This is a genomic window from Salinivibrio sp. PR6 (genome assembly GCF_001995955.1).
GTDB classification, from domain to species: domain Bacteria; phylum Pseudomonadota; class Gammaproteobacteria; order Enterobacterales; family Vibrionaceae; genus Salinivibrio; species Salinivibrio siamensis.
In genome coordinates this window covers 1-18,734 of the sequence record NZ_MUFA01000027.1, presented here as the reverse complement: position 1 = coordinate 18,734, position 18,734 = coordinate 1, and the positions used below count along the sequence as shown (strand labels likewise).

At 51.3% G+C, this 18,734-nt stretch carries 16 protein-coding genes; 4 read left to right on the top strand and 12 right to left on the bottom strand.

What is annotated here, in order from left to right:
* The first annotated feature begins 19 nt into the window (after positions 1-19).
* The 4 genes from BZG72_RS15135 to BZG72_RS15120 all read left to right on the top strand — a co-directional run bounded on the left by BZG72_RS15135 (position 20) and on the right by BZG72_RS15120 (position 4,845).
* Positions 20-1,024 (top strand): substrate-binding domain-containing protein, encoded by a 1,005-nt coding sequence (locus BZG72_RS15135; protein ID WP_077667185.1) that lies wholly within the window; start codon positions 20-22, stop codon positions 1,022-1,024.
* A gap of 393 nt (positions 1,025-1,417) precedes the next feature.
* Complete coding sequence (locus BZG72_RS15130) at positions 1,418-2,578, top strand: trans-sulfuration enzyme family protein (RefSeq protein ID WP_077667184.1); 1,161 nt, start codon at positions 1,418-1,420, stop codon at positions 2,576-2,578.
* Positions 2,575-3,990 carry a Na+/H+ antiporter NhaC family protein gene (locus tag BZG72_RS15125; RefSeq protein ID WP_077667183.1) on the top strand — a complete coding sequence of 472 codons (1,416 nt, stop codon included), beginning with the start codon at positions 2,575-2,577 and terminating at the stop codon, positions 3,988-3,990. The genes BZG72_RS15130 and BZG72_RS15125 overlap by 4 nt, the downstream gene beginning before the upstream one ends.
* Before the next feature lie 189 nt (positions 3,991-4,179).
* Positions 4,180-4,845 carry a TIGR01621 family pseudouridine synthase gene (locus BZG72_RS15120; protein WP_077667201.1) on the top strand — a complete coding sequence of 222 codons (666 nt, stop codon included), beginning with the start codon at positions 4,180-4,182 and terminating at the stop codon, positions 4,843-4,845.
* Between the two features lie 36 nt (positions 4,846-4,881).
* Here BZG72_RS15120 and BZG72_RS15115 read toward each other — a convergent pair whose 3' ends face one another.
* From BZG72_RS15115 to BZG72_RS15055, 12 genes are all read right to left on the bottom strand, one after another.
* Entirely contained in the window at positions 4,882-5,205 is a 324-nt protein-coding gene (locus tag BZG72_RS15115; protein ID WP_077667182.1) for a hypothetical protein, read from the bottom strand.
* 54 nt (positions 5,206-5,259) lie between these two features.
* A complete protein-coding gene (gene gspS2, locus BZG72_RS15110; RefSeq protein ID WP_077667181.1) occupies positions 5,260-5,637 on the bottom strand; it encodes a type II secretion system pilot lipoprotein GspS-beta in 378 nt (125 codons plus the stop codon).
* Positions 5,637-5,948, bottom strand: a complete 312-nt coding sequence (locus BZG72_RS15105) for a YciI family protein (protein WP_077667180.1) — start codon at positions 5,946-5,948, stop codon at positions 5,637-5,639. Before BZG72_RS15105 ends, gspS2 begins: the two co-directional genes overlap by 1 nt.
* 476 nt (positions 5,949-6,424) lie before the next feature.
* Complete coding sequence (locus BZG72_RS15095) at positions 6,425-7,366, bottom strand: transposase (RefSeq protein WP_077667178.1); 942 nt, start codon at positions 7,364-7,366, stop codon at positions 6,425-6,427.
* Between the two features lie 406 nt (positions 7,367-7,772).
* Positions 7,773-8,540, bottom strand: coding sequence for a tRNA isopentenyl-2-thiomethyl-A-37 hydroxylase MiaE (gene miaE, locus BZG72_RS15090; RefSeq protein WP_198930077.1), 768 nt, complete (start codon positions 8,538-8,540; stop codon positions 7,773-7,775).
* Positions 8,541-8,649: 109 nt separating this feature from the next.
* Positions 8,650-10,614 (bottom strand): beta-N-acetylhexosaminidase, encoded by a 1,965-nt coding sequence (locus BZG72_RS15085; RefSeq protein WP_077667176.1) that lies wholly within the window; start codon positions 10,612-10,614, stop codon positions 8,650-8,652.
* Positions 10,614-12,590 (bottom strand): glycoside hydrolase family 9 protein, encoded by a 1,977-nt coding sequence (locus tag BZG72_RS15080; RefSeq protein ID WP_131828041.1) that lies wholly within the window; start codon positions 12,588-12,590, stop codon positions 10,614-10,616. The genes BZG72_RS15085 and BZG72_RS15080 overlap by 1 nt, the downstream gene beginning before the upstream one ends.
* A gap of 20 nt (positions 12,591-12,610) precedes the next feature.
* On the bottom strand, positions 12,611-13,606 hold the full coding sequence (locus tag BZG72_RS15075) for an ABC transporter ATP-binding protein (RefSeq protein WP_077662119.1): 996 nt from the start codon (positions 13,604-13,606) through the stop codon (positions 12,611-12,613).
* Between the two features lie 27 nt (positions 13,607-13,633).
* Positions 13,634-14,620, bottom strand: coding sequence for an ABC transporter ATP-binding protein (locus BZG72_RS15070; RefSeq protein WP_046075426.1), 987 nt, complete (start codon positions 14,618-14,620; stop codon positions 13,634-13,636).
* Complete coding sequence (locus BZG72_RS15065) at positions 14,617-15,645, bottom strand: ABC transporter permease (protein ID WP_046075427.1); 1,029 nt, start codon at positions 15,643-15,645, stop codon at positions 14,617-14,619. The genes BZG72_RS15070 and BZG72_RS15065 overlap by 4 nt, the downstream gene beginning before the upstream one ends.
* Before the next feature lies 1 nt (position 15,646).
* The gene (locus BZG72_RS15060) at positions 15,647-16,633 is read right to left on the bottom strand and encodes an ABC transporter permease (RefSeq protein ID WP_077579530.1); all 987 of its coding nucleotides are present in this window, start codon (positions 16,631-16,633) and stop codon (positions 15,647-15,649) included.
* 83 nt (positions 16,634-16,716) lie between these two features.
* Positions 16,717-18,405: an ABC transporter substrate-binding protein gene (locus BZG72_RS15055; RefSeq protein WP_046075429.1), complete on the bottom strand. Its 1,689-nt coding sequence runs from the start codon at positions 18,403-18,405 to the stop codon at positions 16,717-16,719.
* Between the last annotated feature and the right edge of the window lie 329 nt (positions 18,406-18,734).

Genomic DNA, 18,734 nt, shown 5'->3' with positions numbered 1-18,734 from the left:
AGTCAGCGGAGCGCGATAAATGGCGACCATGAAAGATATTGCCAAACGGGCGGGCGTGTCGACATCGACGGTCAGTCATGTCATTAACAACACCCGTTATGTGAGTGAGGCGATTGCTGAGAAGGTAAACCAAGCCGCGAAAGAGCTTAACTATTACGCCCCGTCGGCACTGGCTCGCAGCCTAAAAGTGAATCGTACTAAAACGTTTGGGATGCTGGTGACCACTTCCACCAATCCGTTTTTTGGCGAAGTAGTAAAAGGCGTCGAGCGCAGCTGTTATCACAATGGCTACAGTTTGATTTTATGCAACACGGAAGGCGATGCTGAGCGCATGCGTGCTTCAATTGATACGCTGTTGCAAAAGCGGGTCGATGGCTTGATTCTAATGTGCTCGACCTTGGAAGGTGAGCGGATTGAAGGCTTTGATCGTTATCCGGATATTCCCGTGGTGGTGATGGATTGGGGGCCGATTGATTTTGCTTGCGATAAAATTCAAGACAATTCCTATCAAGGCGGCTATTTAGCGACCCAGCACTTGATTGACTGCGGCCACCGCCAGATTGGTTGTATCAGTGGTCCTTTGCTTAAGCAACAAGCACAGCGCCGTTTTCAAGGCTTTAAAGATGCGCTGCGCGATGCTGGACTTACTGAGAACGCCGACTGGATGGTAGAAGCGGACTTTGAGTGTGAAGGCGGCTATCAAGGCATGCAAGCGATCGCCGCGAGCGGCGCCCTGCCGAGCGCGATTTTTGCAGGCAATGACATGATGGCGATGGGTGCGATCAATGCTGCCAATGCACTCGGCATTCGGGTACCCGAGGATCTTTCTATCATGGGGTACGATGATATCCACCTCGCAAAATTTGTCTCGCCCTCCCTGACCACTATTCACCAGCCCAAGTACCGTCTCGGTCAAGCGGCCGTCGAAACGCTACTCCACAAACTGGATGACCCGCAAAGTGACAGCCAAACCGTGCAGCTCGAGCCAACGCTGGTAGTGCGCGAGAGTGTGAAGCGGGTATAGCTATTGGGCGAGCTATCGGGGACAGGCACTTTAAGCTAACTGAGCTATCGGGAGCTATCGGGGACAGGCATTTTAAGCTAACTAGATATTAGCAAACGGGACAGACACTTTTGAACACTCGGGGGACAGTCACTTATATGATTGCCCTAGCGACGTAAGTGTGAAGTCGTTATGATGCCTGTCCTCAATGGCTTTTCCATAGTACCTTTTCATCGGAGGTACGATGAAATAATCATCCAAACGCTCGCTGAGTTATTTTATAGAATTTATTGGAATATCATTCTGTTTAAATTTCTGTTCGAATTAGAATTATATGCAATATTGGTTTCTAGTTGCGACAATGACTGATATTCGTCACTTTTCTAATTCTTTATACTGACAATGAGCCTATCGATGAAACCCCCTCATTTTTCAACCCTTGCTGTCCATGGTGGTGATCAAACGGACAAGGGCCATAACGCGGCTTTCCCGCCGATTTACACGGCCAGTAGTTTCATTCAATCCGACCTTAGCCATCAGGCCGACTTTGGTTACTCGCGGGTTGCAAATCCAACCCGATCGGCTTACGAGAGTGCCTTAGCGGCGCTCGAGCAAGGTTGTTATGCGACCGCGACGGCCTCAGGGATGGCCGCGACGGCATTGGCCTTAGAGCTACTGCCGGCAGGCGCACACATTATTGCGATGCGCGGTGTGTATGGGGGAACGCATCGCTTGTTCGACAAACTCCGCGCCACCAATAATGGACTCAGTGTCGATTATGTTGATCTCAACGATCTGAATGCCGTAGCAGCCGCAGTCAAGCCGAACACGGCGATGATCTGGATTGAAACCCCAACCAACCCGTTGTTGGAACTCGTCGATATTACCGCGATTTGCCAGTTTGCCCGCGAGCATGCGTTATTAACCTGTGTGGATAACACCTTTGCGACTGCGTGGAACCAAACGCCGTTGCGTTTAGGGGCAGATATTGTGATGTTGTCGACCAGCAAATACATTGGCGGGCATTCTGACATGATTGGCGGCGCGCTGGTCACCGCTGATGAAGCGTTGGCGAAAAAAATCGATTTTGCGAAAACCACGGTCGGCGCGATTGCCTCGCCATTTGATGCCTATCTCGCGTTACGCGGATTAAAAACGCTCGATCTGCGTATGCAGCGCCAATGCGATAATGCGCTCAAAGTCGCGACCGCGCTGGAAAACCACCCTGCCATTGAAGCGGTTTTCTATCCTGGCTTACCGTCACACCCGCAACATGCGCTTTGTCAGACGCAAATGCGCTCAGGGGGAGCAGTGGTTACCATTCAGCTAAAAGGCACGCGGGTGGAAAGTGAACGATTTTTAAGCCGCTTACGCTACTTTATTTTGGCTGAATCGCTCGGTGGCGTGGAGAGTATGATCAACCATTCAGCGTCCATGTCTCACGGCTCCATGAGTGAAGAGGCACGCGAGGCGATGGGGGTTTTCGATACCACCTTCCGGCTTTCAGTCGGCATTGAAGATAGCCGTGACTTAATTGAGGATCTTCTGCACGCACTCGATCAGGAGGCGTCATGACCGATTATGGCGTCTGGACGGTGGTGACGCCACTGGTCACTATTGTACTTGCTGTGGTCACGCGTCAGGTGATTCTGTCGCTACTAGCAGGGGCGATGGTGGGTTATACCGTGATTGCGAATTTCAATCCATTCGCAGGCGTGGCGAAGGCACTGGATAGTTATATTGGTGTGTTTGCCAGTGCGGGGAACACGCGCACCATTTTGTTCTGCTTTATGGTGGGCGGGTTAATACGTCTTATCCAAGTCACAGGCGGCACCCGGGCTGTGATTCATGCGCTCACTGAGCGTGCTCAATTGGTGAAAAATCCGATTGCGGTGCAGTTGCTCGCGATAGTTACCACCATGCTGATTTTTATTGAGAGCTCGATTTCCATTATGTCAGCGGGGACGGTGAGTCGTGATTTAGCCGATCACTATCGCGTTTCTCGAGAGAAGCTCGCCTATGTGATCCAGTCATCCTGCGTTGCGACTTGCTCCAGCGTGATGATCAATGGTTGGGGTGCTGCGATGATGGCAATTATCGGCGTACAAGTCAGCAAAGGTTATGTTGAGGGCGAGCCCTTCACCATTCTATTGCACGCCATCCCATACAACCTAATGGCATGGTTCTCCTTGCTGGCGGTGCTGTTTTATGTGCTCACTGGGGCGAGTTGGGGGCCAATGGCGAACGCTGACCAACGCGCGGCAGCCGGGCAAGTACTACGTGAGGGCGCCTTTCCCATTGCCGGCGATCATCAGCGCGATGATGAGCCGCTAGGCAAAGTGAGCTATTTTGTTCTGCCATTACTCAGCACCATTTTAATGGTGCCGGTGGGTCTGTTTATTACCGGTAATGGCGATATTGCCTCTGGGTCGGGCTCAACGGCTGTCTTTTGGGCGGTGATGGCAGGGACTGCGGTTGCGATGGCTTTCTTTATCGGTACGCGTGTTTTGTCGTTAGATGCCTTTTTCCGCCACCTGTTAGCCGGATACGCGAATATGATGCCTCTCGGGGCAATTATGTCGCTGGCATTTTTAATGGGGGATTTATCGGCGGACTTACATACGGGACACTACATCACTCAGGTGATTGATGGCATCCTGCCTGCAGGACTATCAGCCGCCTTTGTCTTTGTGATTGCCGCTATTATGTCACTGGCGACCGGAACCTCGTGGGGCACGTTTGCAATCATGATCCCGATTGGTATTCAGATTGGCGCTGCGACAGGTATTGACCCGCACTTAATGATTGGCGCATCGATATCTGGGGCCATTTTTGGCGATATGACCTCACCAATCAGTGATACTGGCATTGTCGCGTCGATGGCAACGGGTAACGATCACGTCGATCATATCCGCACGCAATTCCCTTACGTCATGATCGTGGGAGCTGTTAGCACAATGGCATTTGCGGCCTTAGGGAGTATTTGAAGAGAGACTGCCCAAGCGATGGTGCGGGCGGCTGAATAACCTCAATGCAAGTAGCTGTTACTGCATGCTGAGCTAGAGATATTGCGGGAGAGATTGTGGGGACAGGCACCTTTATAATTGCTCTAGCGGGCTGGGGGTGAAGCCGTTATGATGCCTGTCCTCAATGGCCAACCAGTAAATTTCCTCGTTATGTTTTCAATTGTCGACCAAAACCAATACTTTGTGGTGATCAATAAGCACCACGGCGTTAGCGTGCAAAAAGAAGCCGATCACGCGGCACTTTTACCGGCCGTGGCGGCGCACATTAAGGTTGAGAAAGTCTACCTTGTGCATCGGTTAGACAAGATGACATCGGGCTTGCTGCTGCTGGCAACTTCTTCTCATGCGGCGTCTGTCCTCTCAAGGCTGTTTGCTTCTCGCGAGATAGAAAAGCTCTATTTGGCATTAAGTGCCAACAAGCCGCGTAAGAAGCAGGGGCTAATCGTGGGGGATATGACGAAGGGGCGGCGAGGTAGCTGGAAATTACTGACCAGCAAAGATAACCCTGCGAGAACGCGTTTTACCTCTATTGCTGGTGGTGAGGGGCGGCGATTTTTTCTCTGTCGTCCTTACACAGGCAAAACCCATCAAATTCGCGTGGCGATGAAAAGCATTGGCTCTCCGCTCATCGGTGATGATTACTATGGCGGCGAGCCTGCCGATCGTGGCTACTTACACGCTTATGGGCTGCAATTTACATGTCGTTTTACCGACGATCAGCCTGAAAAACACTATAGCTATGTGCTGCCCCCGACCCAAGGCGAATTGTGGCCAACCTTACCGGTGGAGTGGGATGTCCCGTTTTCACTACTCTAATTCTGTTTCACAGAGCGCTAGGAAGTGATGCACAGGTTACCAAACAAATAGCTTAAAAATCGCGAGAATAACTGTCATCGCGAACAGCCCAATCCAACCTAATGTACGTGTAACGGTAGGGATTTGATTGATAGCAAAGTGTGGGAATAGGATTGCCCACATCGAAACAAATGGCACGATACCAAACGCTCTTTCTGTGTAAAAATTAGGGGTGGCAGCAAAAGGTGGAATGGCTAGGTGCCAAAAACAATAAATTCCCACGACGGCCATGCAAATGACCGCTTCTTTGAGTGAAGTTTCCTGAGAGTTGGTAAAGAGATAAAAACCAACCGTCACAATATAGAGCAAGGCGGCTATCACAGGTAGTACCTCTCGGCTTTACCGTTGGAGAGGGCTTTATCTAGCCCCCCTTCTTTAGCTAGCACAGCTTGGTGCAGTAATGGCGTTTTTGAGGATTTGTCGACCACGGGTATCGCGAACCAAAATGGTATAGCTGATACCACTATCTAACATACTGCGGATATCGTTATCCTCGCAATATCGACGTTTTAAGCCGGAAAAGAGCTGCCCCGGTGCTTTTTTGGCATTCTTCTCCAGAAGCGTCAGCTCGATGATGGCATCTTGTGCACGAGCACGAACCAGTGAGTAGCCTTCAATATCCATCGGCAGTAACTGTGCAATCATGTCTGCACGTTGGGTTGCTGCCTCTGCGGCTTGGTCATGCTGGGTGCTGCTACATGCACTCAGTATTAGCCCAAGGCCTGTCATCATCAATACTTTTACTAATCGCATTAGACAGGATCCTGAGGAAGCACTTTTTTGAAAGGTTTAACGGTCACGTCTGCATAGACGCCAGCGGCAACATAAGGGTCTTTGTCGGCCCAGGCTTGGGCGGCTGATAATGACTCAAACCAAGCGATAACGGTTGACCCCGTAAACCCAGCTTCGCCCGGCTCGTCGCTATCAACGGCAGGGTTTGGTCCTGCAATCATCAAGCGGTTTTCTTTTTCCAGTTGGTGTAAGCGCTCAAGGTGTGCGTCACGCACTTGCTTGCGTAGCGGTAGGCTGTTCTCGACGTCTTGCGAATATATGAGATACCACATCGTCATTGTCCTTGATAGATGTTTATAGCCATTAGGATACAGAGTCCAGATTTCTGAGTACAGTGTATTAGTGAGTATTGGGGGGAACAGGCACCAAAAGTGAAAAGTACCGAGAGTAGGACAGACACTTGAGCATTCTTAAGTATTTAACGTGCCCGTCCCCAATGAGCTCCATTATCAGCATTGCTAATGTGCCTGTCCCAACAAGATCAGTCCCAACAAGATCAAAAAATGAATGGCCTTTACCTTCCTGTTACTGGAAGGCTTATTCTTCTGGAAAAACGGTCAGGAGATAATATGGGATGCTGTAATCAATCCCCGGAAGGTGGAGCCAAAGGGCTAAAGCCGCTCTTAAAAGCGGTAGGTATTTTGTTCGTGTTTATAGTGGTGCTGGCTTATTGGATTGGATGAGACCTTAGCGAGTTTATTTGGTGTTTACGTTATTGGGATGCCTTCAACGACAAGCCCAACTCACTTTAGATCATGATGCCGGTCATTCGTTTTAGACCGAGTGTCGGCAATACCGCCTGAATACTCGATAGTGAACCTACGATATTCCCGCCCTCTAAGTGAGAGCATGTACTTAACCAGGTTTCACGTGAGATGTTCAGCTGTGTGAGTAGCTGTGGTCTCAGGAGTGAATTGGCGTTCTGGCCCTGAGCGCACGTCCATTCTACCAGAGCCAAATAGTCCATAAGGCGAAAAGGGATACCGTCGGGCATCGACTTTCTCGGGTTCCCGGCGAAGGGGAACAAGCCGGCTGGGGTCGTTTTATTTTGCTCGAGTGATTCAACGCGCTTTTTAATCGATGTGTAATTGGCATGCTTAGGCTGCTTGGTGATACCTGCTCGCACTGGGTTCAAATCGACATAGGCCATCGCCACAGCGAGTGCTTTTTCATCTAATATGGCTTGGCTTTTAAAGCGTCCCTCCCAAAAATGCCCTGAACATTGATCCTCTCGGTTCGCTTGTGTCGAAATATATTGATTGAGCAGCTTCATAAACCAGCTGACAGACATCAAACGTTCGCGCCAGTTCTCAATGATGCGAAAACACGCTTTTCGCTCTGAGTGAGAGAGCGATTCACCCTGATAAAAACGTTGGATAAGCGCAGGCGCTTGATGGAAGTCTAGCCAGCGTTCAACAACCTCGATATTGGTTAAAGACTGAGCCGCTTTGGCGTTGATATGCAAAACAACGTGATAGTGATTGCTCATAATGGCATAAGCACAAATATCAATACAAAACGCTTTGGCTAGTGCAAGTAAACGCGTTTCTATCCATGTGCGACGATGCTCATAGCTTTTTTGTGACTGCGCATCATAGCCGCACAAAAAGGAGCGACGCACACAACGTGAGACACAATGGTAATAGGGTGTGGCGGCTAAATTTATTTGCGATGCGCGAGCTTTGGTCATCGTCGGTCCCTCTTAGCATCTAGGTATGAGTAAAATATACTGTATAAATAAACAGCCTTCATCCTTTCTAGCTCGAGTTTTCGTGATAGTGCAAGAAATGATGTAATTATGAGCGTTGTTATTTGCTTAACATGTCTGTCCCAAGAAGTACTAAGAAGTACTTCTCGAGAATAGTGAGTAGTGATGGCGTAGGAAGTCATAACAGGGACAGTCACTACAGAGTGCCTGTCCTGATAGGGGAAAAGGTTCGAACGTTGGAGAAAAACGACGAGGATAGTCATCAAGAGGTGACTGTCCTCGCTAGAAATCAATTAGGGAGATGCGTAAAGGTGTCTGTCCTTACAGGAAACTCTCGCAGGAAACTGTCCTCGCAAGAATCAACAGTGCCTGTCCCAATAAGAAGAAGCTAAGCAGGGGTGCCGCTGTGAAAGCGGAATTGGCTGTCGGGTGCTTGGATGAGTTCGGCTTCGCGCTCGCCGATGGTTTGAATGCGGTCGCGAATGTCTCCGCCGGCGATGGTTTCTGCAAGCGTGAGGTAATCTTGATAATGGCGTGCTTCCGAGCGCAGTAGCGAGATATAGAACTTTTGCAGTTCATCATCAAGGTGTGGAGCGACTTTGGCAAAGCGCTCGCAGGAGCGTGCTTCAATGTAGGCGCCAATAATCAGTTTATCGACCAAGGTTGCGGGCTCATGAGTGCGTGCCGCGCGCATTAATCCTTTGGCGTAGCGGCCTGCTTCTAACGGTTGATAAGGAATGCCGCGTGCGTCCATGATTTCAATCATTTGCTCAAAGTGATGAAACTCTTCTTTGATTAATCGGACCATTTTATCAATCAAGGCTTGGCCGTGGGCAAAGCCCGCTTTAGGGGTTAAAGGTGCACTGAGACCGTTTTTGCGTCCATGAAAAATTTCATCGCGAACGCCGCGATAGACAAAGTCCTCATAGGGTTTGGCCCATGCCAGCAGTTGCTCGCCACTCGCCGCATCAACGGCATATTTACGGATCAGCCACATCGCGGTTTGGCTGGCTTTTAATTCGCAGTTTGCGTGATCGCGCAAAAGAATCGATTGATTGTCAGGCTGAATGGCCGCGTCAATCCAACTGTCGGGGGTTTGACAGTGCAGAAAACCATGAATAGGGGTGAGTAGGGTATTAATTTCTTGGCGTAGCATGCCGGAAACACTCTCAGACTGACAACAATGGTTGGGCATTATAAACAGATGGGATGTGAGCGCAAAGAGCTGGCAGCGCAGGGCGCGCTGCCAGGTGGGCGAATTCGGCCTACTTGTTCGATGCCCAAGGGGAACGGTATTGAATACCGAACTTGTCTAAACGCGGTAATTGCGCTTTGAGTCTGGCTAGATAATCGAGCCAGTCACGGCGCTCACTGTGGCTCCAAGCCGCTTCCGCAATGGCGGTAAGCCTTGGAAATACCATGTAATCGAGCCTGTCCTGATTGGTGATCAGTTCACTCCAGAGTGCACATTGCACGCCTAGTATGTGCTCACGGGCGGGGTCGTCACTGGCGAGGCTTGCCAGCGGCTCATATTGGTAGGCTTTTTCTAATGGCGTGACGCCCGCCCAGTCGAGCCCAGGCTCGGTGGCAGCATAATCTTGCACCATATCGAGATAGGCCGCCTGACCGGGGGTTAAAATCACATCAAAACCATGCTGCGCACAGTGCAATGCGGCGTCTTCGCTTTGCCATGAATAGATCACGGTATTCTTGCTGACTTTATCGCCGTGCTGCACTTCTTCCCAGCCAACCATACGTTTGCCCAAGGCGCGTAGCTTTTGCTCAGCGTAGGTCAGTATCTGTCCCTGTAGCGAAGCGGTCGTTTCTCCGTTCATGCGTCTGTCCCGATAAATTGGGCTATCCGTCCATACCCCGTCAGGGACTTCATCGGCGCCAATATGGACCCATGAGGCAGGAAAAAGCTCGGCGACTTCACTTAATACCGTATCTAAAAATCTATACGTGCCATCAAGGGCTGGCGATAATACGTTATCGGTGTAGTGTTGTACGCTGCGGTAAGTAGAGCGGTCGTCGGCATCGTGTAGCCAATCAGGCAGCGCTTTGATGGCTGCGCGACAGTGGCCGGGAATATCAATTTCTGGAATGACGGTAATACCTCGGGCCGCGGCGTATTCAATCACGTCACGCACCTCTTCTTGGCGATAATAGCCTTCGTGACGTTCTGCAATATGACTGAACTGCGGAGCAAGGCGGGTATTGGGGCCGCGTTGACTCCCATAGCGCGTCAATTCAGGCAGGGCTTTAATCTCCAGTCGCCAACCTTCATCGTCGGTTAAATGCCAGTGAAAGGTATTGAACTTAAAATAGGCCAACTGGTTAATCAGTCGCTTTACCGTGTCCACCGAATGAAAATGGCGCGCGCAATCGAGCATCATTCCTCGGTAAGCAAAGCGTGGTGCATCGCTGATTTTGATTGCCGGTATTCGAAGCTGTGTTTCATGCTCTTGGCAAAGTTGTAATAGCGATGCGCAGCCGTGAATAAACCCGCGCTCAGCACAGGCTTGGATAACCACGCCTTGGTCGGTGACGGTGAGCTGATAGGCCTCATCGCGGTGGGCGATATCTCGAAGCGCCGAGTCGGGTAACGGCCGTAAGATAATGGCATGATCGCCAGTGACTGCATCTTGGTGGCGTGGATCGAGTGCAATATCAGCTTGCGGGTATAGACGAACCCACTCGTTGCTTAGCCACTTTGCGGCGGGCAGGGCCTGTGGATCCACCGCGATTAATGGTGTTGTGGGTGAAAGTGTAAAGTACCCTGGCTGGTGGCGCACTGATTTGGGCACCGGAATAATGGCGTGCTCGGCGGGATGAACATCTGGAATCGTTGATCGTGTGGTGTGGGTGTGCGCCAAGTTAATGGGAGTGAGCATCACTGAATACTGCTCGCCATTGGCATAGAGCAGCGCATCTTTAAAGCCGGCACAAAGGAACCGCAATGGCGGCGTGTGGGCATCAAACTCGATGTATAAGCTTTGATTGGCATCGAGTGTTTGATGCGCCGGTGTGATGACGCAATAACTACCGATTTGCTCAATACTGCCTTGTGACAGTGTATTGGGGTTGATGAAGCGATCAAACAATACCGCAATGGACAGCGTTTCTAACGGGCGGTCGGTGAGATTATGCAAGGTTAACCCCATTCGGCTGCGCGGTGGGGTGTCATTGGGATACTCGTTGATTACACTAAGATCGAGCCGGTAAGTCATCACGCGTTCTCCTTGTTCGAGTGGCCGTTGCCAACCAGTGTTTGCGCACTGATGGCGAGCATAAACCAGCTTGCATGTGGCAACCACTGCTCGCCCCATCGCCAGTTTTGCGCCATATCATCGCAATATGGCGCGGGGTTGAAGGCAATCTGTGTTTCATCCTCCATCCCTGCGGTAATGCCATTGCAGATCCCCCCTTTGGCATTAAAAAAGCCCAAGTGCGGTAGGTAATCTGGGTTGTTGTGGCCATGCCCATCGAGCATACAGATATCAAATGGGTTTAAACCGAGGATCCAATTAAGCGCCCGTTGGCTAAAGGTGTGGAGGGCCGCATTTAGCGCATCGTCTTGAATATGGCGCGTCGCGTGGCACGCAAAGGTTGCCAGTGACCCCAAGCGTGCATTCTCGCCTTGCCACCAATAGCCTGTTTCATTGTGGTGAGGAATAAAATGACGTACCTGTGTGACGCCATCAACGGGTTTGACGTACTGACGCGGATACGCGAATGGGTTTTCGGCTGTTTGTGTTAGGCTCAGCTCAAACTGGCAGGCACGTTCCAGTGCTGTTTGCGCGATAGCTTGATGGCTGGGGTCGGTTTCCACATCGAGGTAGCGAACTAATGCCAAGCCGGGTAGACCGGCATCGGCGGCATGGTAAAACGGGCGGCCGCCATCAGCATTCGCCGACCAATAATACTGGCAAGTTTCATCACTGCACTGCCGTGCGACCAGCTTTTTCATCCAGCCTCGAGCCTCGTTCAAAAAGGGACAGTCACTGTTCGCACTAATGTGTCTGTCCCCAGAGCCTAAAGGTGCCTGTCCCGCTAAATAAGCGTGACTGTCCCCGGTAGGTTGCTCTTCGGTAGACTGCCGAGTGGCGTGATGCAACTCACATGCGGCGAGAAGGGCGCAGGTTTCGTCAATAATGTTGGGCTCACCGTCATCAAGGTAATGATGGTTATGTTCAACCAAATGCCAGTAGCCGCGAATGGCGGCATCTAAATAGCGTGCTTGTTGGTCTGGATCCGCGCAAAGCGGGGATCGGCTTGCGGCGGCAAGGGCAGCAATCGCCATGCCGCCGCCTTGACGAAAACCGGCCTGGTAAGCCTCACTCATCACTCCATCTTGCGTCGCGTAAGCGCAAAGGGTGCGGCGCTCCGGATCTTTCGACCATTGATCAAACACCGTCATATAAAAAAAGCCACTGGGGTGTTGCATACGGAGAAGAAAATCAGCGCCGTGTTTCGCTTCATCGGCTAAGCGCGTGCGCATAAACGCGGGCAGCGTTTCCGAGCTAAATTGGCTGCTAAGATCGGCCAGTCCCCAAGCCAATAGCGGGATTTGTTGCGGATTAAAGTAATTGGCGTAGGAAAGGTGGCTCAGGTATTTGCTCACATCGCCAGAGGCATCGTACCAACCGCCGGATACATCCACGCGTTCATCAGAGCCGAATACCTTGGCGTGCTGATCCGCGTGTTCATAGATGCCACTACACCGCTGTGATTTAAAATAATGCAGCAGATCGGAAAACGTGGTGTGAAACAGACAATCGTCAAGGATCTCAAACGGATGCGAATATACCGGAGTATCTGTTAACAGCACTAGTTGATAGCGTCCGCGATGTGCAAAGGCAGAGAAATCGAGGGTATAAGCCGTGCCCATCTGCCAGTTGCTTAACTTTGTGCCTTGATGTAACTCAAACTGCGCCACCACGTTATCGAGTGGTGCTGTGTCTGTCCCGAGAATAACAGTGCCTGTCCCCGTAAAATTTTGCGCGCCTTCTGCGGCTTCATTAAAGTGCCTGTCCCCAGAAGAGGCGGCAGCTTTATCGGCAGTACTAAATGTGCCTGTCCCCTTAAGAGGAGGCAGGGAAATCAGTGCCACGGGTGTGCCGGTGAGGCGGTCGCTGTCACTGACGATCACCGCGTATTTGTCACCGTGTAACGAGTAGCCAATGTGATTGGTCAGCACTTGCATGATGGTATCCTTATTGGTCGCTATTGCTCGTACAAATAGCAGCGCACATAGTGGTTGTCGGCGAGCTTGGTGACGCCGGGCAACTGCTCAGTGCATTTGGCCGTCGCATGTGGGCAGCGGCCAGCAAAAGGGCAGCCGACTGAGTCCGGCGTCCACAGGGGGATCTCACCCTTGTTGCCCTTTAGTTTTTCGTGAATAGACTTGCTCGGGTCGGGCACGGCTGAGACCAACAGCTGGGTGTAAGGATGCTGAGGGCGATGAATAATCTCTTCGGTGTCTCCCCATTCGACCATATGGCCGACGTACATCACCGCCAAGTCTTCGGCAATGTAGCGCGCGGTGGCGATATCATGGGTGATGTAGAGCAGCGACATTTGCTTCTCCACTTTCATTTCTTCCATGAGGTTAAGCACACCGGCACGAATCGACACATCCAGCATCGAGGTCGGCTCGTCGGCGAGTACCACTTCCGCGCCGACGGCGATGTTCCGCGCCAAGTTAATCCGCTGACGCTGGCCGCCCGACAGCTGGTGGGGAAATTTCTCCGCCGTTTCTTTGGCAGGGGTCAGGCCCACTTGCTCGAGCAGCTCGAACACCCGCTCTTTCAATTGTGCTTTGTCGCGCTTGGCGACTTTTTTGTGGATCAATAACGGCCGCGCAATATGGTGAAACACATTGTGCGTGGGGTTGAGCGAGCCAAAAGGGTCTTGCCAGACCATTTGCAGGCCTTCGCGATAGCGCATCAGCTCATCACGTTTTTTAATGGTGGTGATATCGCGGCCTCGATATTCAATGCAGCCGTCGGTCGGGGCGTACATTTTGGCGATCATTTTCGCGGTGGTTGATTTTCCCGAGCCCGACTCACCCACCACGGCAAGTCCACGGCCTTTGTACATTTTGAACGAGACATCATTGATCGCTCGCATCATGGGTTGTTTAAGGGCATGGCTGTTAATGGGGAAATCTTTCACCACGTTTTTTCCTTCAACCAGCAGTTCTCCAAAACCTGTACTCATCACTGACTTCCTCACATTGGCGCGTTATTAGAGTTTTTGTTGGGCGATGGGCTCGCCGTATAGATGGCAGTTGGAATACCGGCCCGGTTCGATTTGGCGCAGCGCCGTTTGCGTGGTTCGACACCGCTCATGCACCTGAGCACAGCGCGCTTGAAAGCGGCATCCTGTCGGGATTTCGAGCAAGTTGAGCGGATTGCCTGGGATCCCCGTGAGCTGGCGCTTAGGCCCGGTGAGTGAGGGGAATGAGCTGCCCAGTCCTTCGGTGTAGGGGTGATAGGGATTGTTGAGCACCTGTTTGGACGGCGCGACCTCAATCAGCTCACCGGAATACATGATCCCAATCCGGTCGGAGAACTCCACCATGAGCGATAAGTCATGGGTGATAAACAGAATCGAAAAGCCAAACTCTTCTTTTAACGCGTAGATTTTTTGCAAGATCTCGCGCTGCACTACCACATCTAATGCCGTAGTGGGCTCATCCATGATGATCATTTTCGGGTTTAATGCCAGCGCAATGGCAATTACCAAGCGCTGACGCATCCCGCCCGAAAACTGGTGCGGATAATCGGTCAGGCGGCTAGGGTGAATATCGACAATTTCCAGCAAGCCTTGAGCCCGTTTGACCGCTTGTTTGCGGGTCAGGTTGGTGTGGCGCATTAGCACATCGCAAAACTGTTCTTCGAGTGTCAGCACTGGATTAAGGGCATTCATGGCGCTTTGAAACACCATCGACATCTCCCGCCAGCGAAAGTCGCGCATCCGAGCGTCGCTGTAATCGAGGATATTCTCGCCGTTAAAGATGACTTCTCCGCCGGTGATAAAGGCGGGTGGCTTATGCAGACGCATCAGCGAAAAGGCAACGGTGGATTTACCGCATCCCGATTCGCCAGCCAGACCAAAAACTTCACCGGGGGCAATGTCAAAACTAACGTGATCACAGGCTCGGACATCACCCGCATCGGTAATGTAGTCCACGCACAGGTCACGGATTGAGATAAGTGGGGTGCGACTCATGATTTATCTCCACTGATCAGCATGTGTTCGGCAACGGGATTCTCGTCGCGGGCTTTCTTTTCTTGTTGGCTGAGTTTTTTCCAGCGCTTCATCCCTTTTTGCGCTCGTAATTGCGGGTTGGCAATTTCATCCACTGCGAAGTTGAGCAAGGCAAGCCCTGTAACCAGTAAGGTCAGCGCGATACAAGGTGCGAGCAGCTCCCACCAAGCGCCAATTAGCATGGATGAAGAGGTTTGCACGTTGTAGAGCATGATCCCCCAGCTGATGGTGTTGGGATCGCCAAGGCCTAGAAAGGAGATAATGGACTCCATGGCAATGGCATACATTACCGAGCCAATAAAGCTGGCGCCGACAATCGGCACCAAGTTAGGCAAGATCTCGACAAAGGTGATACGAAAGCGCGACTCACCCAGCACTTCGGCAGCTTTCACGAACTCTTTTTCGCGCAGGGCAAGGGTTTGTGAGCGAACCACCCGTGCGCCCCACGCCCACGAGGTGCAGCCAATAATGATGGCGATCGTCAGCGGTCCGGCTTCGCCGATAAATGCGGCGAGCACGAACAAGAGTGGGTATTGCGGGATCACCAACATAATGTTCATCGCGGCGGTGAGTACATCGTCAACCCAACCGCCTAAATAGCCGGCGGTAATACCAATTAAGGTGGCGAGCACACACACGGTGATGCCTGCCCCAAAACCCACCGCTAACGAAACACGGGCGCCATGTACTAACTGCGACCAGACATCACGACCCATACGGGTGGTACCAAGGACATGGTCGGCCTTTTTCGACATCAGTAGGGTGCGACGATCATCCGCTAAGTGTGTGGCGACCCAGCCGTCTGGATTGGCTTGCGCCGCTTTGACGATAAAGCTTGGGTATTCATGCGGGTTACCGGTGCGTTTATCAGGTGCATGCTGGGTTAATAAAGGCGCGAAGACCGCCATTAATATAAATAGGCCAACAATGATGGAGCCTGCGCGGGCAATTTTATTGCGTACGATAAGGGTGAGGAGATCTTTCATATTATTTGCCTCCTTTGCGCAGGCGTGGGTCAAGGACCACGTACAGCATGTCAGCAATTAAGTTAAACGAGAGCATAAACAAGGTCATAATCAGTAGCTGGCCTTGCAGGACTTGGTAGTCACGCGCGTTGATCGCATTCAAAAGCACTGAGCCAAGACCGGGGTAGTTAAAAATGATCTCCACAATCAGTTGGCCCCCGATGGCAATACCCAGCGACATCGATAGCGCAGTAACACTGGGCAAGAGCGCGTTCCGAGCGGCGTAGTTAAATACCACGCGGTTTTCACTTAACCCTTTGCCGCGGGCCATGGTGATGTAGTCTTCCGCAAGCAGGTTAATCATGTTGTTACGCATGTTGACCAAAAAGCCGCCGACTTGAATGATGGAGGCACAAAAAAGCGGGAGTACGGCGTGATAGGCCACATCTTTAATAAAGGCCCAGCTGGTCCAGTCAGGGGTGACGCCCGGCGTGTAGGCGTATCCGGTAGGAAACCATTTCAGGCCAATGGCGAAAATAAACAGCGCTAACATCGCGATAACCACTTGAGGTACCGCTTGGATGATTAGCATTCCTGGGGTGATCACAGCATCGTATTTTCCGCCGCGCTTCCAAGCGGCAAAAATCCCCAAAATCGAGCCCAGCGAGAAGGACAGCAGCACTGCACTGCCGGCAAGAAACAGCGACCAGCCAAAGGCTTTGCCGAGGAGCTCGTTTACCGACAACGGATAAAACTGGATGGAGGTGCCTAAATCCCAGCTCAACACGTTTTTCATGTAGGTGAAATACTGCATATAGAGGGGGCCATCGACAAAGCCCAGCAGTTGTTTCATTGCCTCAATCCGCTCTGGAGTGACTTGCACCGAGGCGTTGGCAAACATCATGGTGACAGGATCACCGGGCATGGCACGAGGAATAATAAAATTGAGTGTTGCTGCCACTAAAAGGGCAATCATGTAAAAAGTTAGCCGTCGGAAAAAATAACCCATAACCCACACCTTACACAGCGAAGTGGTGATGTTCGTGGCGTGAACACCGTGGAAAAGCGGGCGCGCAAGGCGCCCGATAGTGGTTACTGAACGGGCTTAAGGTCCAGCACATGAAGAAGACGCTCAGGAATGCCGGCCCAGATAGAGGGGCGACCTTTCGGATTGTCTTCGTTCCACCAACCGGTGAAGCGGGTGGTGTTGTATTGATACATTTGTGCACCAGAAAGCACCGGAATAGTGACCTGATCCTTGGCGATAATCGCTTGGATTTGGTGGGCAATTTCCAGCTGCTCAGCTTTATCCGCGGTTTTGTAGAAGCTGTCTAGCAGCTTGTCGAGCTCGGCATTTTGGTAGTAATGCATTGCGAACCGCGGCATGCCATCCCCTTCCTGTAAGTTGGAGTTATACGCGCTATTCCAATAGGTATAAGGATCAGCACCGTGGAAGTAGTTGGTGTAGGCGACGTCGTAGTCGGCTTCGAGCATCGCTTGGCGGTATACCGAGAAATCAGGGGTACGTGCTTTGGCTTTGATACCGGCCTCGGCAAGTTGCTCAACTGTTAGTTGAACGGTGTTGTTGAAATCGGTCCAGCCATTGGGGGATTGGATCTCGAGCTCAAACGACTTACCTGATGGCGTTTCCACAAAGCCATCGCCGTCTTGATCTTTAAAGCCGGCTTTAGCGAGCAGTGCTTTGGCGCCGTCTAGATCGTACGTATTGTATTGGCGATATTTTTCATGCACTGCTTCGTCGGACCAAGACTCAAAGGCATAACCTAAGCCAGAGGCGAAGTCGTTTACCGTACCACCACCATAAAACGCGATATCAATGATGGTTTGACGGTCCAGTGCCATCGAAAAGGCGCGACGGAAGTCGACATTGGTTAGCGCTTCACGCTTGGCAGGGTCTGGGTCATTAAAATTAACCATAAAGGCTTGGGTGCCGGCGGCAGGATACCAATAGTGATGGTTTGGATTAGCGGCGGCATAGGTGCGATCAATGTCGGGAATAAATGACGAGGTCCAATCCATTTCGCCGTTGATCACTTTACTTAAAAACTGATCGTTATTGGCAATTTGCGGCACACGCAGACAGTCAACATCGAGGTTATCGTTATCCCAATAATGCGGGTTACGACATTGAATATAGAGCTGTGACGTGAAGGTATCGATGGTGGTGAAGGGGCCAGAGCCTACCGGGTTTTCATTGGTGTAAGACGCGGGCTCTTCAACATTTTTCCAGACGTGTTCAGGCACCACAGGTACTTTCGCAATTTCGTAGGGGACATTCGAGTTTGCTTCAGTGAGTTCAAAGCGGACGGTGTAGTCGTCTAGCTTCTTCACGTCATCAACCCACTGGTTAATCCCAGATTGATCCAACTCAGGGTGGTTTTTGACCAAATCAAACGAATACACCACATCATCGGCGGTATAGGCTTCACCGTCTGACCATTTCACCCCTTCGCGAAGGGTGAAGGTGACACTTTTCAGGTCATCCGCCATTTCATAGCCGCTCGCGAGACGAAAGACAGGTTGGTTGCCTTTCATTTCGTTAAACACCACTAAAGGCTCATAGATAAAGTCAGTGGTGGTGTGCAGATAGGTAGCGCCGAGGAAAGGGTTAAAGTTACGGACAAAAGTATTGAATTCTTTCGGGTGGATAGTGAGCTCACTGCGCTCGGCGGCACTGACGCCAGCACTTGCGCTCAGCGCACCGATAATTGCAGAGGCAAGTAGGGTCTTGCTGGCAACTCTAATGTTACTCGAAAACATAGCCATTCCTTACTGTTGCTTTCAGTTCACGTGATGGATAGTGAGCTCGTTGCTTACAACCTTCGCGAGCTCAAGCTTACTGTGTTGCCGACCCTGACGTTGTGATTATGGATGGGATGCCCCAAGCGATACTTGTTGCTCCAGGCCAGCAAACATCTTCACTAAGCCCAAGTTAAGTGAAGGCTGCAATGTGAATAATCGTTAAAACCGTAAAAAAGCGCGACGTTGACGTTATTTTCGTTAAAAAAAACAGCTAAAAAGGTTGTCCGCTTCAGGATGCAATTACGATTCTCTCCTGATAACGACCCTGGATGGAATTATAATAATAT

What these genes read in the sequence shown, in the direction of transcription:
- BZG72_RS15075 (WP_077662119.1), bottom strand. Translation starts at nt 13,606, where the DNA reads ATGAGTACAGGTTTTGGAGAACTGCTGGTTGAAGGAAAAAACGTGGTG.
- BZG72_RS15120 (WP_077667201.1), top strand. Translation starts at nt 4,180, where the DNA reads ATGTTTTCAATTGTCGACCAAAACCAATACTTTGTGGTGATCAATAAG.
- BZG72_RS15125 (WP_077667183.1), top strand. Translation starts at nt 2,575, where the DNA reads ATGACCGATTATGGCGTCTGGACGGTGGTGACGCCACTGGTCACTATT.
- BZG72_RS15060 (WP_077579530.1), bottom strand. Translation starts at nt 16,633, where the DNA reads ATGGGTTATTTTTTCCGACGGCTAACTTTTTACATGATTGCCCTTTTA.
- miaE (WP_198930077.1), bottom strand. Translation starts at nt 8,540, where the DNA reads ATGCTACGCCAAGAAATTAATACCCTACTCACCCCTATTCATGGTTTT.
- BZG72_RS15085 (WP_077667176.1), bottom strand. Translation starts at nt 10,614, where the DNA reads ATGACTTACCGGCTCGATCTTAGTGTAATCAACGAGTATCCCAATGAC.
- BZG72_RS15130 (WP_077667184.1), top strand. Translation starts at nt 1,418, where the DNA reads ATGAAACCCCCTCATTTTTCAACCCTTGCTGTCCATGGTGGTGATCAA.
- BZG72_RS15055 (WP_046075429.1), bottom strand. Translation starts at nt 18,405, where the DNA reads ATGTTTTCGAGTAACATTAGAGTTGCCAGCAAGACCCTACTTGCCTCT.
- BZG72_RS15065 (WP_046075427.1), bottom strand. Translation starts at nt 15,645, where the DNA reads ATGAAAGATCTCCTCACCCTTATCGTACGCAATAAAATTGCCCGCGCA.
- BZG72_RS15105 (WP_077667180.1), bottom strand. Translation starts at nt 5,948, where the DNA reads ATGTGGTATCTCATATATTCGCAAGACGTCGAGAACAGCCTACCGCTA.
- BZG72_RS15095 (WP_077667178.1), bottom strand. Translation starts at nt 7,366, where the DNA reads ATGACCAAAGCTCGCGCATCGCAAATAAATTTAGCCGCCACACCCTAT.
- BZG72_RS15080 (WP_131828041.1), bottom strand. Translation starts at nt 12,590, where the DNA reads ATGCAAGTGCTGACCAATCACATTGGCTACTCGTTACACGGTGACAAA.
- BZG72_RS15135 (WP_077667185.1), top strand. Translation starts at nt 20, where the DNA reads ATGGCGACCATGAAAGATATTGCCAAACGGGCGGGCGTGTCGACATCG.
- BZG72_RS15070 (WP_046075426.1), bottom strand. Translation starts at nt 14,620, where the DNA reads ATGAGTCGCACCCCACTTATCTCAATCCGTGACCTGTGCGTGGACTAC.
- gspS2 (WP_077667181.1), bottom strand. Translation starts at nt 5,637, where the DNA reads ATGCGATTAGTAAAAGTATTGATGATGACAGGCCTTGGGCTAATACTG.